At 48.3% G+C, this 14411-nt stretch carries 9 protein-coding genes; all 9 read right to left on the minus strand.

All coding sequences use genetic code 11. From position 1 onward, the window contains the following. Positions 1 to 220: 220 nt before the first annotated feature. Complete coding sequence (gene secA / locus FTE24_RS19520) at positions 221 to 2668, minus strand: preprotein translocase subunit SecA (protein ID WP_141447385.1); 2448 nt, start codon at positions 2666 to 2668, stop codon at positions 221 to 223. A 197-nt stretch (positions 2669 to 2865) separates the two neighbouring features. Then, on the minus strand, positions 2866 to 3432 hold the full coding sequence (gene hpf / locus FTE24_RS19525) for a ribosome hibernation-promoting factor, HPF/YfiA family (protein WP_141447386.1): 567 nt from the start codon (positions 3430 to 3432) through the stop codon (positions 2866 to 2868). Positions 3433 to 3699: 267 nt separating this feature from the next. Beyond that, the gene (locus tag FTE24_RS19530; protein WP_160441839.1) at positions 3700 to 6279 is read right to left on the minus strand and encodes a collagen binding domain-containing protein; all 2580 of its coding nucleotides are present in this window, start codon (positions 6277 to 6279) and stop codon (positions 3700 to 3702) included. Between the two features lie 332 nt (positions 6280 to 6611). Further along, positions 6612 to 6809 carry a cold-shock protein gene (locus tag FTE24_RS19535; RefSeq protein ID WP_141447389.1) on the minus strand — a complete coding sequence of 66 codons (198 nt, stop codon included), beginning with the start codon at positions 6807 to 6809 and terminating at the stop codon, positions 6612 to 6614. A gap of 250 nt (positions 6810 to 7059) precedes the next feature. Further along, positions 7060 to 8895 (minus strand): 2-aminoethylphosphonate aminotransferase, encoded by a 1836-nt coding sequence (locus tag FTE24_RS19540; RefSeq protein WP_150235224.1) that lies wholly within the window; start codon positions 8893 to 8895, stop codon positions 7060 to 7062. After that, positions 8889 to 9581 (minus strand): class I SAM-dependent methyltransferase, encoded by a 693-nt coding sequence (locus tag FTE24_RS19545; RefSeq protein WP_150235221.1) that lies wholly within the window; start codon positions 9579 to 9581, stop codon positions 8889 to 8891. Before FTE24_RS19545 ends, FTE24_RS19540 begins: the two co-directional genes overlap by 7 nt. Further along, positions 9574 to 10710, minus strand: a complete 1137-nt coding sequence (aepY, locus tag FTE24_RS19550; protein ID WP_202111929.1) for a phosphonopyruvate decarboxylase — start codon at positions 10708 to 10710, stop codon at positions 9574 to 9576. The genes FTE24_RS19545 and aepY overlap by 8 nt, the downstream gene beginning before the upstream one ends. Next, the gene (gene aepX / locus FTE24_RS19555) at positions 10707 to 12305 is read right to left on the minus strand and encodes a phosphoenolpyruvate mutase (RefSeq protein WP_150235219.1); all 1599 of its coding nucleotides are present in this window, start codon (positions 12303 to 12305) and stop codon (positions 10707 to 10709) included. The genes aepY and aepX overlap by 4 nt, the downstream gene beginning before the upstream one ends. Before the next feature lie 44 nt (positions 12306 to 12349). Beyond that, complete coding sequence (locus FTE24_RS19560) at positions 12350 to 14398, minus strand: sulfatase-like hydrolase/transferase (protein ID WP_150235216.1); 2049 nt, start codon at positions 14396 to 14398, stop codon at positions 12350 to 12352. Between the last annotated feature and the right edge of the window lie 13 nt (positions 14399 to 14411).

Genomic DNA, 14411 nt, shown 5'->3' on the forward strand with positions numbered 1-14411 from the left:
GTCTAAAAAGCCGCTTGCGGCTTCTCTCGTTTATGTCGGCGGATAAACCGCCCGTAAACAGCCCTTCGGCCCGGCTTCCGAAAAGAACTTCGGAAACCGGGCCGTATGCCCGGGCTCGCGCCGCAGTACGCCGGAATCCGGCGATCGTGCCGCGGGATTCCGAACGCAGCCGCCGAACTTGTCGGGGAGCTTTTGCCTGCCTATGCGGCAGGGTGTACGATTAACGTTGGGCGCGACGGTCTTTGCGGGAAGCTTTCTTTTCCGGTGTCGGACTGTTCGTGCTGATCTTCTTCTCGTCGATCACGGCTTCGCGCTGCTGGTTCGATTCGACGCGTGCTTTCATGATGTACGTCGCCACCTCTTCTTGGATGCCGGCGATCATCTGATTGAACATTTCGTAACCTTCGAACTGGTATTCGCGCAGCGGATCGGTACCGCCGTATGCCCGCAGGTGGATACCTTGACGGAGCTGATCCATGGCGTCGATATGATCCATCCATTTCCGGTCGACCGCGCGCAGCGCGATGACTTTCTCGAATTCGCGGACCATCGCTTCGCCGAGGGAAGCTTCGCGTTCGTTGTAGCGCTGTTCGACTTTGTCGTACAGGTACTCCGTAATCTCCGAAGATTCTTTGCCCCACAGCTCGTCGCGGGTAATCTCGCCTTCTTCAAGCAGCTTGGCGTTGATATACTCGGCCACCTGCTCCAATTCCCAGTTTTCCGGGATATCGTCGCCCGTGTGCGCTTCGACGATCCGCTCGATCGTGCCGCGGATCATGTCGAGCACGATCTGCTTGACGTTGTCGGCTTCCAGCAGCTCCATACGCTGCTTGTAGATCACGCCGCGCTGCTGGTTCATCACGTCATCGTATTGGAGCACGATTTTGCGCGTATCGAAGTTGTTGCCTTCGACCCGCTTCTGCGCCGATTCCACCGCGCGGGTGATCATGCGGCTCTCGATCGGCTGGTCTTCTTCGAAGCCCAGGCGCTCCATCATGTTCAGCACGTTGTCCGCGCCGAAACGCTTCATCAGTTCGTCGCCGAGCGACAAGTAGAACTGCGTCGAACCCGGGTCGCCCTGACGTCCGGCACGGCCGCGCAGCTGGTTATCGATCCGGCGCGATTCGTGGCGCTCCGTACCGATGATGTGCAGGCCGCCTACAGCTTGCACGCCTTCGCCCAGCATGATGTCGGTACCGCGTCCCGCCATGTTGGTCGCGATTGTAACCGCGCCCGGTTGACCGGCGCTGGAGATAATTTCGGCTTCTTCGGCGTGGTACTTCGCGTTCAGTACCTGGTGACGAATGCCTTTTTTCTTCAGCATTTCCGACAGCACTTCGGAGTTCTCGATCGAGACCGTACCGACCAGGATCGGTTGGTTTTTGGCATGGCGTTCTTCGATCTCGGTTACGACCGCACGGAATTTGCTGGCGACGCTTTTGTAGACGACGTCCGGCGAATCCTGACGCTGGTTCGGCCGGTTCGTCGGCACCTGCAGCACTTCGAGGCCGTATACCTTTTTGAATTCTTCTTCTTCCGTCTTTGCCGTACCGGTCATGCCGGCCAGCTTGCGGTACATCCGGAAGTAGTTCTGGAACGTGATCGTCGCGAGCGTCATGCTCTCGTTCTGAACCGTGATGCCTTCCTTCGCTTCAATCGCCTGGTGCAGGCCGTCGCTGTAACGGCGGCCGGCCATCAGGCGGCCCGTAAAGTCGTCGACGATGACGACTTCGTCTTCGACGACGACGTAGTCGACGTCGCGGCGCATAATCACGTTCGCTTTGAGCGCCTGCACGATATGATGGTTCAGCATGACGTGCTTTTGGTCGTACAGGTTGTCGATGCCGAAGTCGCGCTCGGCTTTGGCCGCGCCTTTATCCGACAGCGAGACCGATTTGATCTTGATGTCGACGGTGTAATCCTCTTCCACCTGCAGACGCTTTACGAAACGGTCCGCAAGGAAATACAGCTCGGTCGATTTTTGCGCCTGGCCGGAGATGATCAGCGGCGTACGCGCTTCGTCGATCAGGATGGAATCCACTTCGTCGATGATGCAGAAATACAGCGGGCGCTGTACCATTTGCTCTTTGTACAGCACCATGTTGTCGCGCAGGTAGTCGAACCCGTACTCGTTGTTCGTGCCGTACGTGATGTCGCAGCCGTAAGCTTCCTGCTTCTGCGAGTGCTCCATGCCGCTCAGGTTGAGACCTACGGTCATGCCAAGGAAATTGTAGACTTGAGCCATTTCCTCGCTGTCGCGCTGGGCGAGATAATCGTTGACGGTAACGACGTGCACGCCTTTGCCGACGAGAGCATTCAGATAGACCGGGAGGGTGCCGACGAGCGTCTTGCCTTCCCCTGTTTTCATTTCCGCGATCCGGCCGTTATGCAGGGCGATGCCGCCGACCAACTGCACGTCGTAATGGCGCTTGCCGAGCGTACGCTTGGACGCTTCACGCGTCGTTGCGAAAGCTTCCGGCAGCAGGCTGTCAACCGATTCGCCCTTGGCCAGGCGCTCGCGGAACTCGACCGTCTTGTGCTTCAATTCGTCATCGGTAAGCTTCTCGAAATCGGGTTCCATTTTATTGATGATCTCCACGGTGCGCATGAACTTCTTGACGTCCCGTTCGTTCATATCCCCGAAGATTTTTTTGACAAGTCCTAACATGTTGTGCCCCTTTCGTGCAAAACGGATGGTTTGCCTAAATTGTACCAGCTTGAGCGGGCACGGGCAACCGCGCAAAAGGCCGCCTGGCCGCTCTTCCGTAAAACTTCCAACATATTATATACGCACAAAGAGCCTCATCCGATGCGGATAAGGCCCTTTTTCTTAAAAAAATTTGATTTTTTTGTGAAAGTCGTGCCTTATTCCTGTTCGATCAGGCCGTATTTGCCGTCGTTACGGCGATACACGACGTTGACCGTCTCGGATTCGATGTTCGAAAAGACGAAGAAGTTGTGGCCGATCATGTTCATCTGCAGAATAGCTTCTTCGACGTCCATCGGTTTGAGCAGGAATCGCTTGCTGCGTACCACTTGGAGTTCGTCCTCGGCCTCTTCCTCGTCCGTGGACGGGGAGACGGAAGCGTTGGCACCCTCGTCGACGAACAACCCTTTGAGGCTTTCGTCCTGACGGAACCTGCGGTTCATTTTGGTCTTGTGTTTGCGAATTTGGCGCTCAAGTTTCGACAGCACCGAGTCGATCGACGTGTACATGTCGTCGCTCCGATCTTCCGCGCGCAGGAACACGCCGCCTGGAAGAGGGATCGTCACCTCTACTTTGTGAATGCCACGCGTCACGCTGAGCGTAACCGTACCTTCCGTAGCAGGGGGAATATCGAAGTACTTCTCGAGTCGGCTGAGTCTCTTGTCGATGTAATCCTTCAGAGCGTCAGTAACTTCAATGTGTTGTCCGCGAATCGCAAAATCCATAGGGCACTCCTCCTTATATCACCATTATAGCACAGCGTTAACGCCGAGTAAAAAGAGTGTTAACGCTTTATCGGCAAATCGGATCACCTCGTCCGGGACTCCGGTTCCGACTTGCCGCTATCTTCTCTTTTAACCTTAAAAGCCGCCGGGCAAACGCAGGAACGCATGTACGCGTAAAAGCCTAAGCCGCGAGCACACAAAAACCCCCGCTTTCGCGGGAGTCGCGAAAACGGGGGCAGGCTGCTTTGTATTTGCTGCGAAAAGCGCTTATTCGGCGTTTTTAGCCGAACGGCGTCTCATCAGCAGTCCGAACAGGATCAGGCCGGCACCGGCCATCACGTACGGCAGGCTGCTGCTTTCGCCGGTCTGCGGCAGTGTCTCTTCGCTCGGCACTACCGTTCCTTCGACTACCGGCATTCCTTGCGGCACGGAGTCATCGGGAATCGAAACGATCGGCTGCATCGGAATCGGCTGCTCTTGAACCGGAACGATCGGAGGTCCCTGCGGGATCGTCTCGTCCGGAATCGGCATAACCGGTTCCGTCGGCACGGCTGGAGGTCCTACCGGCGTCGTGTCGTCCGGAATTGTCGTATCCGGCTCTGTCGGCACAACCGGAGGTCCGACTGGCGTCGTATCGTCCGGAATCGTCGTATCCGGCGTCGGCGGAGTCGGCACCACGATGACCGGCGGTCCTACGGGAACCGGATTTTCCGGTACAGTCGTATCCGGCGGCGTTACCGTCGTTGGCGGCGTCTCCGTTGTCGGTGGCGTCGTCGTTGGCGGAGGCGTCTCTGTCGTCGGCGGCGTTGTCGGCGGCGTTGTCGGCGGCGTTGTTGGTGGCGTCGTCGGCGGCGTTGTAGGTGGCGTCGTCGGCGGTGTTGTAGGTGGCGTTACCGGGATCGTCCCGGAACCCGAACCGGAACCCGTCGTTACGCGTACCGTGATTTTGCTTTGGCTTTCCACGATACCGCCCCGAATGCCTTCACCTGTAAAACGAACGTTGTTGACGATTTCCGTAAGGTCTTTCGTCTCAGCGGCGTTAAAGGTCGAAGCGTATTCCAGCACGTAAGTGGAATTGATCGGATTGTTGAACGTCAGGGTGAATCCGGTTGTCCCGTCCGCTGCCATATTCAACATATAATCCGTGCCTTCTGTCAGCAGTGTACCCGTCTTGGTTACCACGCCATTGCGATCCACGGCCGCTTGGTACAGACGGAAGGATTCGCGGTCCAGCGTCTGGCTGTTGCCCGCCGTATCGATAATGGTCGCATTGGTGATCGTGGACTGGTTTTTGTTGATCGTGATCGACCAATTCAGGCGATCTCCGTTCTGCGCGCCGTCTTTGTCAACGAAAGGCTCGTAGAAAGCGATTTGCGATTCTTTGGTAATTTGTTCCGCAGGGCCTTGTCCGTCTTTGCCAAGGATCTCGGCAGTCAGGTTTGCACGATTGACGAATCCTTGATTCACTGTAGCGTCCGTCAATTTACTGCTGTCGTAATTGGTCGTATAAGTAATGCGAAGACTTTGCGTTACAGGCTCATTGAAAGTTACGACGAACCCTTTACGCAAATTGTTTTCCAAAACTTCCACCGTGTAGCTGCCTGCATAAGCACTGTACTGACCGTTTCCTTTGCCATTTTCAGTGCCTTCGACTTCGACAGCGATCGAAGCTTTGACCAATTCAAGCCCACCGTTCGGGAACGTGTCCTTTACGACGACCTTGTTAAGCGAGAGCATGTCTTTGTTGATGAAAATACCCCATGCGGCCTGCTTATCCGCGTAGTTGGTAGAGGTATGCAGTTTGTAGAACAGGTTGGCATCGTTTCGAATCGGATCGGTGTTGTCCGGTTTTGTGACATAAAGAATAACCGGTACGAGTCCGCCCGCAATCGGGAAAGAAATGGTAACCTGCTCCTGGTTGTTTACGGTTTGTTCCGTCAGTACCGTACCGATCGTCAAGTTGCCTTTTACATCGGAATGCTTGGCAATGTAATCGTTGAACGTGAGTTTGACGTGACCGTCCGTGGTAACTTGAAGCGTACCGATCGTCTCGCCCGAGCTATCGGTAGCGAACAGAGGGGCATTGACTGCGTTGTAAATCGGGAACTGCGAAGGAACGTTGAAATCGAAGGTCGAACCGTCTCCGTATCCTTTACCGTCCGGGAGAGCGAACTGGTAATTCAGTTGAAGCGCATCGTTGACGTCAACCGGGTGGTCGGCATCGATCGCGCTTCCGTTTTGGTTCGTGATCGACACGTTCGTGATGATGTTTTCTTCGATCACGGATGTTACTTTTGCATCTGCTTCTGCTTTGGCAGCAAGTTCGGCTTCCGCTTTGGCCGCTTCTTCTTTGGCTGCAGCCGCTTCTTCCTCGCTTGCAGGAGTTTCGACGTCGGCGTCCGGCGTCTGCTCTTCGTCTGTCGCAGGAGTCGATTCGTCTACCGCCGGCGTTTCCGTATCAACGGCAGGCGTCTCTACGCTTTCTGTAGGAGCTGTTTCTTCTTCGGCGACAGGAGCCGCGGCATCCGCTGCAGGAGTCGTTTCTTCTTCCGCTTCCACGGCAGGAGTTCCGGCGTCCGCTGCAGGAACTTCTTCCACCGCTGCTTCGTTTGCGCTTATAGGACTTTCTTCAACGACGATTGGGTCTCCGGTCTGTACGGACTCGGACGGCACGTCCGCTTGAACGACGCTGCCTTCCGTCGAGGATGTGACTTGCTGCTCAACGGCCTCTCCGGCCGGCGCCGCTTCCTCCGCCCTTGCCTGACCGATTCCCGCGCCGAGCATAGTATGTAAGACGAGTACCAGGGCAATCAAAATGGCCCATACTTTTTTGTTCTTTCCCCTCACTTTGTGTGATCCCTCCTTAGATGTGGTTAGGCAAATATATGGAAGTAAAAACCAGGTGAATAGTCCCATCTGCCTAATGCGTTTTAAACGCAAATCTGTTCAAGTAAACGCTCATTTTTTGAATATGCCCATTTTTTCTCGATTTTCTCTAATTAAATCTTTTTTCGATTTTTCATAATTCAAAAACAGGGTGCAATCAGATATTTTTCTGTTGAATCACACAAAAAAGACCCCGCATAAGTGGGGCCTTCCTGCTGAGCCATGTGTCTCCAACCAGCATAAATCGTTGACGCACAATTCTCTATGTAGGTCAGGTATACGGCTGTCGCGACTTACAGAGGAGTAACGTTGGAAGCTTGCGGTCCGCGAGCGCCTTCAACGATGTCAAACTCAACGGCTTGTCCTTCTTCCAGCGTCTTGAATCCTTCGATTTGAATCGCCGAGAAGTGAACGAAAACGTCGCCGCCTTCTTCCGTCTCGATGAAACCGTAACCTTTTTCTGCGTTAAACCATTTCACTTTACCTTGCATGCACGAACATTCCCTTCGTTATCAGATAAAAATGTGTGATCCACTACTCGAATATACCACCCGTCATTCGCGACTGTCAATTGGAATATGAAATGTTTACATTCAATTATATTCCAAAGAATAATAGAGAAAAAGCTGGATAAATTCGCAGTAGCGATCTTGAATTCTTTATAAACCGATGCCAAATAAGCGAAACATGTGAATGCTGCAAAGATTAAATTACAATAAATAGAGAAAAAATCTTTACTGCTTACAGGCCTTTCAAGTACCTCTCTAACACATCAAGAAAATTTTCTATATCCTTTTTTGTAACGTCGCCTATATTGGCGATTCTGAATGACGAAGTATTTCCGATTTTTCCGGGATAAATCGTTATGCCGTTCTCGTATAAAAAATCGTGCATTTTCTCAAAATCATAATGTTCAGATCCAGGTTCTTTAATAGCCGTAATGATCTTGGAATGATGTTCTATAGGCACCAGACATTCAAGCCGCAAAAGTTTCAATCCTTCAATCAAAGTAAGCCATGATTCGGAATACCTTCTATATCGTTGCTCGATCCCTTCGATCTGAGTTTCTATAATGGCTTGTTCCAATGCGTACAACGTTTGTACCGGCGGAGTAAAACGAAGCTGATGAGTTTTTTTCAAGTAATCATATTGTTTATACAAATCCAAGTAGTACGATTTCGGCTTATGTTCTTTCAATTGCAACAGTTTCTCGCGATTTGCTATTACAAAGCCGATTCCCGCCATTCCTTGTAAATTCTTATTGGAACTCGCAGTCAAATACGAGATTTTGCCGGCTTCCATATCGATCGGAATCGCGCCATATGAGCTCATGGCATCTACAATCAAATCAATATTGTATGTCTCGCACAACTTCGATACTGCGTCGATATCGTTAAGAATACCGCTTGTCGTCTCGTTATGAACGATAGCCGCATGAGTAAATCCGCCTTCTTTTTGCTTCATCGCATTTTCTACAGCTTGCATGGATAACGGTTGTATAGGCGAGCTGCGTAATACTTCATGGTCGATATCGTAAACTTCGGCGATCTCTGCCATACGCTCCCCGTAAGCCCCGTTACTAACAATCAGCAATTGGCCGCTGCCTATCACCGAAGTGAGCACAGACTCGACTGCCGCAGTGCCCGAACCTCCGAAAAGAACGGTCTCGTACTTATTTTTGGGCGCCACAAACAACGTAAGCTGATCGCAAATCCAGTTCATCAAATCGCCGAATTCTTTTTCTCGCGGACAAATATCGGGTACGACTTGTGCCCATTTCACGGTGTCCGTCGTTGTGGCAGGTCCCGGATTCAACAAAATGTTTCGCCGGACCGATCCATTTTCTGCGTTGGTTTTTTTCATGATCAAAGGATAAATCCGGCTCGCTGCTCGCTGAAGATGCTCTTCCGTATCAATTTCGCACCAAATTAATCTCTCGATTTTTTTAACAAACAAAGGTTTGTCTCTGCCGACTGCTACAAGCGCATATTCATAGTCCCATTTCGGCTGTTTCTTTAATTCGACAGCTGCCAAATCGCACATCATTCGATACGTATCGAACGATACTTTGGATATTCCGACAAGCTCCGCATCTAGGTTCCGTAAATCTTGAGTTTGCTTGGACATTGCGTGCAAGAACCCATCGCTGTTCAATTCAATATAAACTTCGTCACCTGAATGAGTTGTTCCACTAGCCAAAATGATATCACTTCGCGCGTCGGCTAACAAATTGGCCAAACAAGCCGGATCGTAGAGCAAATCCGATTCAAGAAGCAGGAAATCTTCTTTGACTGCATGGCGAAGATTATATAGGGTCTCCATGCTTCCGCTATTTGCATACCGGTCATTTCGAATGCAGCTAATTTGCTCATATCTCTCTGCTAAACGGTCATACACTTCCGAGAGGTATCCCGTACCGATTACGATACGTTCTATACCATTTTGGATAAGCTCCTGGATCGAACGTTCTATGATGGAGACTCCTCCAACTTCGACAAAGCCTTTCGGCTTATCCATAGTTCGTTCTTTCAACCTACTGCCTAATCCTGCCGCTAGAATAATCGCTGTTTTTACCATTTTTCGATCACCACATTAAATCGGAATTTGTTGTTACCATAATTTTCGATCTGTTGGTCGAATATTCGCACTGTTGCATCCTGATCTTTTAATACTCGAGAGACAAACTCTCTTTCATAAAACAAGTGATCCAAACCGGAATATTTTTTCTCATACTCCCCTGAAGATAATGCACCTTTACGAATACGCAGCGCCTCCTCCGCATGATCCAAGTCGTTCAAATCAAGCAGTGCCAATGTCCGCTTGGACTTACGGTACATTTGCCGAATGACTTCGGCTGCATAGTCGTAGGACGGGAAATATTGAAAAACGCTGTTGGCGACTACGAAATCATACTCGGGCTCAGGATCAAGATGAATTGCTTCTTGTACGTGAAAATCCATATGAGGCATTGCAAACCTAGCCAAATCGATCAAAGAAGGAGAGTAATCAATGCCTCCTACAGTATGTCCTTTTTTGTAGAAATCGTATAAAAAAGCTCCGCTGCCGCTGCCGATTTCGAACAAAGCGTCTTGTTCCCGAATTCCGGCAAGTTTCGAGATGGAAGACGTATAGGCTTTCCAAGCGTCCTCCCCAATTCTTCCCGCTCCGGAATTGAAGCCGTCCGCTTCAATAAGAAACTCCAAGTTTGGTTTCTCGTCCGGAATCGCGCGTTCCCGTGACCAAATTTCTTTCCAATCAACCATTTATAAAAGCCATCAGTCTCTCTTTAACTTCATGAGGCTTGACCTTTGGACGGCTCAGGTCTTTTTTAGCTCCTTTGGTTATAGGCAGATAGATAAAAGTCAACTGTGGTCTGGCGTGCCATTCTTGTATCGCACATTCAAATTGCTCTTCGCTGAATACTGCTTCGATTCGTTCATAGCCGCAAGCTGCGGCTATAGCGGCGAAGTCGACTCCGGCGGATACCGTTCCTTGACCCCCGGTGGAGTCGTGCGAATGGTTATCCAGCAGAACATGAAGCAGGTTTGAAGGTCCGTACTGACCGGTTGTAGCCAAGTTGCCCATTCGCATCAACAATGCGCCGTCTCCATCGATAGCTATTACTTTTTTGTCCGGACGGCTGAGAGACAGACCCAATCCAAGAGGACTGATACATCCCATTGAACCGACCATATATAAATTTTGTTCGGAATCTGCAACTTCATACAATTCACGGCCGGTAAATCCCGTAGTAGCCAACTGAACGGTCTTGGAATCTTTGCTTTCGTTCATAACCTGCAAAGCTTTATATCGCGTAGGTTTCGATTGGTTGTTTTTGTCATGACGAATGACTTCGGAATGAATGCTACGAATTGCAATTTCACTGCTTTGTAGAGGTTGCGTACTAAACGTACCTTTCTTTACAACGAAAAAGAACGGCCGATCAGATGCAAAGATTTGATCCGCATGTTCGAGCTGTTTCTTCGCCTGCTCGATATTGTCCGCCAGAAACTCCCATTCGACCTGCATCAGATCCAGTAATCGCGTCGTAATCTCACCCATCAGCTCATGTTGCGGCTCGTCTGCCAATCCGGCTTCACCGCGCAGGCTCACGAATCCGAGAACCGGAAGCTTAAAACAATAATTTAACGAAGTCAAAGGCGATACGGCATTGGTAAGGCCGGAATTTTGCATCAATACAACGGATTTTCTTCCTCCAATCTGAGCTCCTGCCGCTATAGCAATTGCATCCCCTTCATTGGTTGCGCCTACATAGTCACATTCGTTTATGGCATAATTAATCAGATCTTTAAGAAAAGAACAAGGTACTCCTGTATAGAAATCAAATCCCCGTTCTTTCATGGCATCCCCGAAAGCTCTCGTATCGATCATAAGAGCTCACCTGCTTTTTGCAAATCTACGATCGAGTCAATATCCAGCCAATCTCCTTTAACGAATTTAACAGCCACTGCCGTATCTTTAATAAGTTCGTTAAAAAGATCCATGACAGTGAAAGTATCGAAATCGTCATGGCTGGACAGCTTTTCCAAAGCGGTTTTGACTAATGCTGCGCCGGCTTGCGACACTTTCCATAGACCGATAAATTCACCGTTTGCCCGCTGTTCATTATTGAGTTTTTTTGCACTTGTCAACTTTACAGCGTTCGAATACAAATTCCGGGAATACGGCTTGTCTGTAACTACGATATCCTGCACATCCTCATTCATTTCAGAATCGGCGTCGACAATAATGGTAATATCATTATCATCGTTCAGCAGGTCGTTCAAAATGTAATTTTTGTATACAATATCACCGTAGCTAATGACCGTCGTCCCTTTACCCAGCTGTTCTTTGGCTAAGTACAAAGAGCTTAGTTCTTTGGTAGAAGCATAGCGATCATTGTCGATCGGCATGATATTGCCAAGCGAAATACTTTCTTTGGCAAACCCCCGTACAACCGAAATGTTTTTAATGCCGACTTTATTTAAATCGTCTACCTGCATGCTCAATAACGGCTTTCCATTGATCTTGAGCATTGTTTTCGGCAAATCACGAGTTAATTCGCCAAGGTTACCTTGGCTGGCAGCCAGTATAATCGCATTGACCTGCTTGCCCGAAGTAGGCAGATATCTTTTCTCGGCCTCTTTAAGTTCATCAGCACCTTGAAGCCGGAAAATTTCGGATACGGTGGTTACTTTTCCTTCAACGTTAATTAGCGATTGATCTTTGTAAATCTGCTGAACGGTCTGCTGCATGGACTGAACTGCAGAACGCATCGTATGATTCGCCCAGATTACCATATTGATGCCCATTTCTCTAAAACGGTCCGTAGGCGTTGAATAGTATTTAGTGGGTACAATCACGACCGGGTGGCGGTTCCCCCACTCTCGCATAAAAGCTTCAATATCCGAACTATCCGCCTTCTTGCTATGTACCAAGATGGCATCTGCTCCCGCTTTTCGATAAGCTTCTCCGCGGCGAAGCGCTTCATCCAACCCCCAGCCTGCAATAAAAGATTCGAGTCTTGCCACTACGCAAAAATCTTCATCAAGCTGCGTTTCCTTGGCTGCCTGGATTTTCCCGCAGAACTCATCGATATCGGCCAAAGGCTGCGTTTCTCCGGAAATAAACGAGTTTGTTTTCGGGAAAAGCTTATCTTCGATGCAGACGCCTGCGACTCCTCGTTGCTCCAACTTTTTCACAAGCCTGCGCATATTGTTAAAGTTACCATAGCCGGTATCTCCGTCCAAAAGGATGGGAAGACTGCTGGCATCGCTCATGTACTCCATAACATCCATCACTTGGGTCCAAGAAGCTTCATTGTTATCGCGCACGCCAAGCGAAGCCGAGATCGTCAATCCACTTCCCCAAATCCCTTGAAATCCGGCCTCTTCGACGATTTTAGCCGACATTCCATTATGCGCTTCCATGATGAAGTCAAGTTCTGAACGGGTGAGCATTTGTTTGAGTTTCTGAGTTTTTTTCATGGGTTCGCATCCTTTTGATAAAATATATTCTAAATGATTTGGTTTTAGCTCAGCTTCACTTTTTCTTTTACGTGCTTCCAGATGAAGATTTCGTATTTCTCCATCTTTTCATCATATTTTTCCGATTCTTCTTCTCCGCTCTGTTTATTGATCAATTTTGCGCTGTATCCGTTTAAATCGATCAATCCGTCGTTTAAAACAGGGTGCTTACTCTCGAAATAATAGAAGTGATCCGAGTCTGTAATCGCGGCTTTATAAGTTTGGTTCGGATGTAAACTTTCGGTAAAAGCAAAAGAACGTTCTGTTTCCCCTCCAAAAGCTTTAGGGAGCTGCCCATCTATGTATGGACTTAAAGATAAACCGCTATGATGCAGTAAAATGGGAAGCAGATCGGTAAGTTCAATAAACTCCGACGTCTCTCCTTTTTCTATTCCCCCTCCACGAACCATTAGAGGGACTTTGCGCCGACTTTCATTAAGTAAAAACGGGTGGTCTTCAAGGAAAGATTGACCATGATCGGACTGAAGTACGATCAAAATCTCATCTTCGTTATAATGTTCTTCAAAATAGCGATAAAGCATATTCAAAAAGAAATCTACCCGTTTGATTTCCGCAAGATACTTGCTTAGCTTACGTTCGTCATAAGAGCTAAGCACGGTAGTGACACCTTTTTTGCCTGAGTTCACTCGTTCGCTAATATCGATCTTGGATTGGCTCATCAAATTCAGATCGACTTCATCGGGAACCAAGTGAACGTCTCCCAACGTGATCCACATGAAATTATTTTTATCTTTGAACGTCCCCAAATGTTCCAAAGCTTCAGAAATGACTTCCTTACAGTCAAACCCTCCGGAATAATTTCTATATAATATTCGATCGAACCCTTTGTGATATCCGTGTGCCGGCGTTACTCTCCAGTCTCCACTAAAGAGGGCAGTGAAATATCCGGCTTCTTTAAAAGATTCTTGCACCATCTTGTTGTTTTCCGCAAAAGGATGAATGAATTCCGGATGGAAGACCCCATGGTTCGTCGTATATTTTCCTGTCATCATGGTAGCTACGCTTGGAAAAGTCCATTCGCTTGTCGCATAACAATTAGAAGCAATCTTACCCTGTCTGAAATATTCGTAAGTATACGGCATGGCTGCCTCAAAATTATGACGATCCAAAAAATCAAAAGATAATCCGTCGACAAAAATATTGAAAATCAATCTTTTCTTTTTAGGAGGGTCTTTGAGCAGAATAGGTTTGCCTATAAAAACAGGCTTATTGACATCGATATTTAAAGCGCCGCCCTCTTTAAAGTTCAAATAATGATACCTCATAGGAGAAAGATCTTCTCCGTTAAAAAAGTGTTTCTGATCATTAAATTTAAACTTTAATTGGGTATCTTGCTCCAGTAAGGTTACTGGAATCAACGAATCCGGTTCCAGAATCAAAGAGTCTTTTCGTACAACCAGGTGTCCTTTGAAAGTTTCCGTCGTTTGAAAAAAACGACTGTTTTCATCTACATTACTCAGGAAAATAGATTTATATAAATTGGTCATATACTCGTCTTTTGTACCTTGGTGCATGACTTTGCGAACAACGCTTTTTTGGTTGGTATCGATAGGGAAAAAACGTTCGTCATGTTCTGCTATGATTCTTTTGGCTTCCTTCAGAATGTCCGAGTGTTCCGATTTCTTGCCTTGGTAAGCTTCTCCAATAAGAGACAGCATCCGGTCCACATACGTTTTAGCAAGATCCTTACTATCTGCACTTGCATATTTCAGAGTTCGAACGTACTGATATAAACTTGATGGGAGCATGCTCTTTATTTCATAAACGATTCCCAGATTAAGATTGATATCAAAATGAAACGGATATTTTTTAAGCGATTTTTCTAAAACACTTTTTGCTTGATCGTAATCCCCTTTTTGAACCAGAAGATTACTCTGAAAAGAAATCAAATTGGCATCTTCGTTTTGAATTTTATATTTTTCTATCAGCTGCTCAATGATTTCATTTGAATCCCCATTTTGAAAAGCCGTTTGAATTTCGGTATTTAATGAATCCAAGCTTTCAATTTGCTTTTGAATAAATTCAACCCCCAAGACGACACCCCCA

This window comes from Saccharibacillus sp. WB 17 (genome assembly GCF_008634075.2).
Classification (GTDB): Bacteria; Bacillota; Bacilli; order Paenibacillales; family Paenibacillaceae; genus Saccharibacillus; species Saccharibacillus brassicae.

Bases quoted from the DNA above. Each gene is read 5' to 3' on its own strand.
- aepX (WP_150235219.1), bottom strand. From the start codon at position 12,305: ATGAAAAAAACTCAGAAACTCAAACAAATGCTCACCCGTTCAGAACTT.
- FTE24_RS19545 (WP_150235221.1), bottom strand. From the start codon at position 9,581: ATGGTTGATTGGAAAGAAATTTGGTCACGGGAACGCGCGATTCCGGAC.
- FTE24_RS19540 (WP_150235224.1), bottom strand. From the start codon at position 8,895: ATGGTAAAAACAGCGATTATTCTAGCGGCAGGATTAGGCAGTAGGTTG.
- hpf (WP_141447386.1), bottom strand. From the start codon at position 3,432: ATGGATTTTGCGATTCGCGGACAACACATTGAAGTTACTGACGCTCTG.
- aepY (WP_202111929.1), bottom strand. From the start codon at position 10,710: ATGATCGATACGAGAGCTTTCGGGGATGCCATGAAAGAACGGGGATTT.
- FTE24_RS19535 (WP_141447389.1), bottom strand. From the start codon at position 6,809: ATGCAAGGTAAAGTGAAATGGTTTAACGCAGAAAAAGGTTACGGTTTC.
- secA (WP_141447385.1), bottom strand. From the start codon at position 2,668: ATGTTAGGACTTGTCAAAAAAATCTTCGGGGATATGAACGAACGGGAC.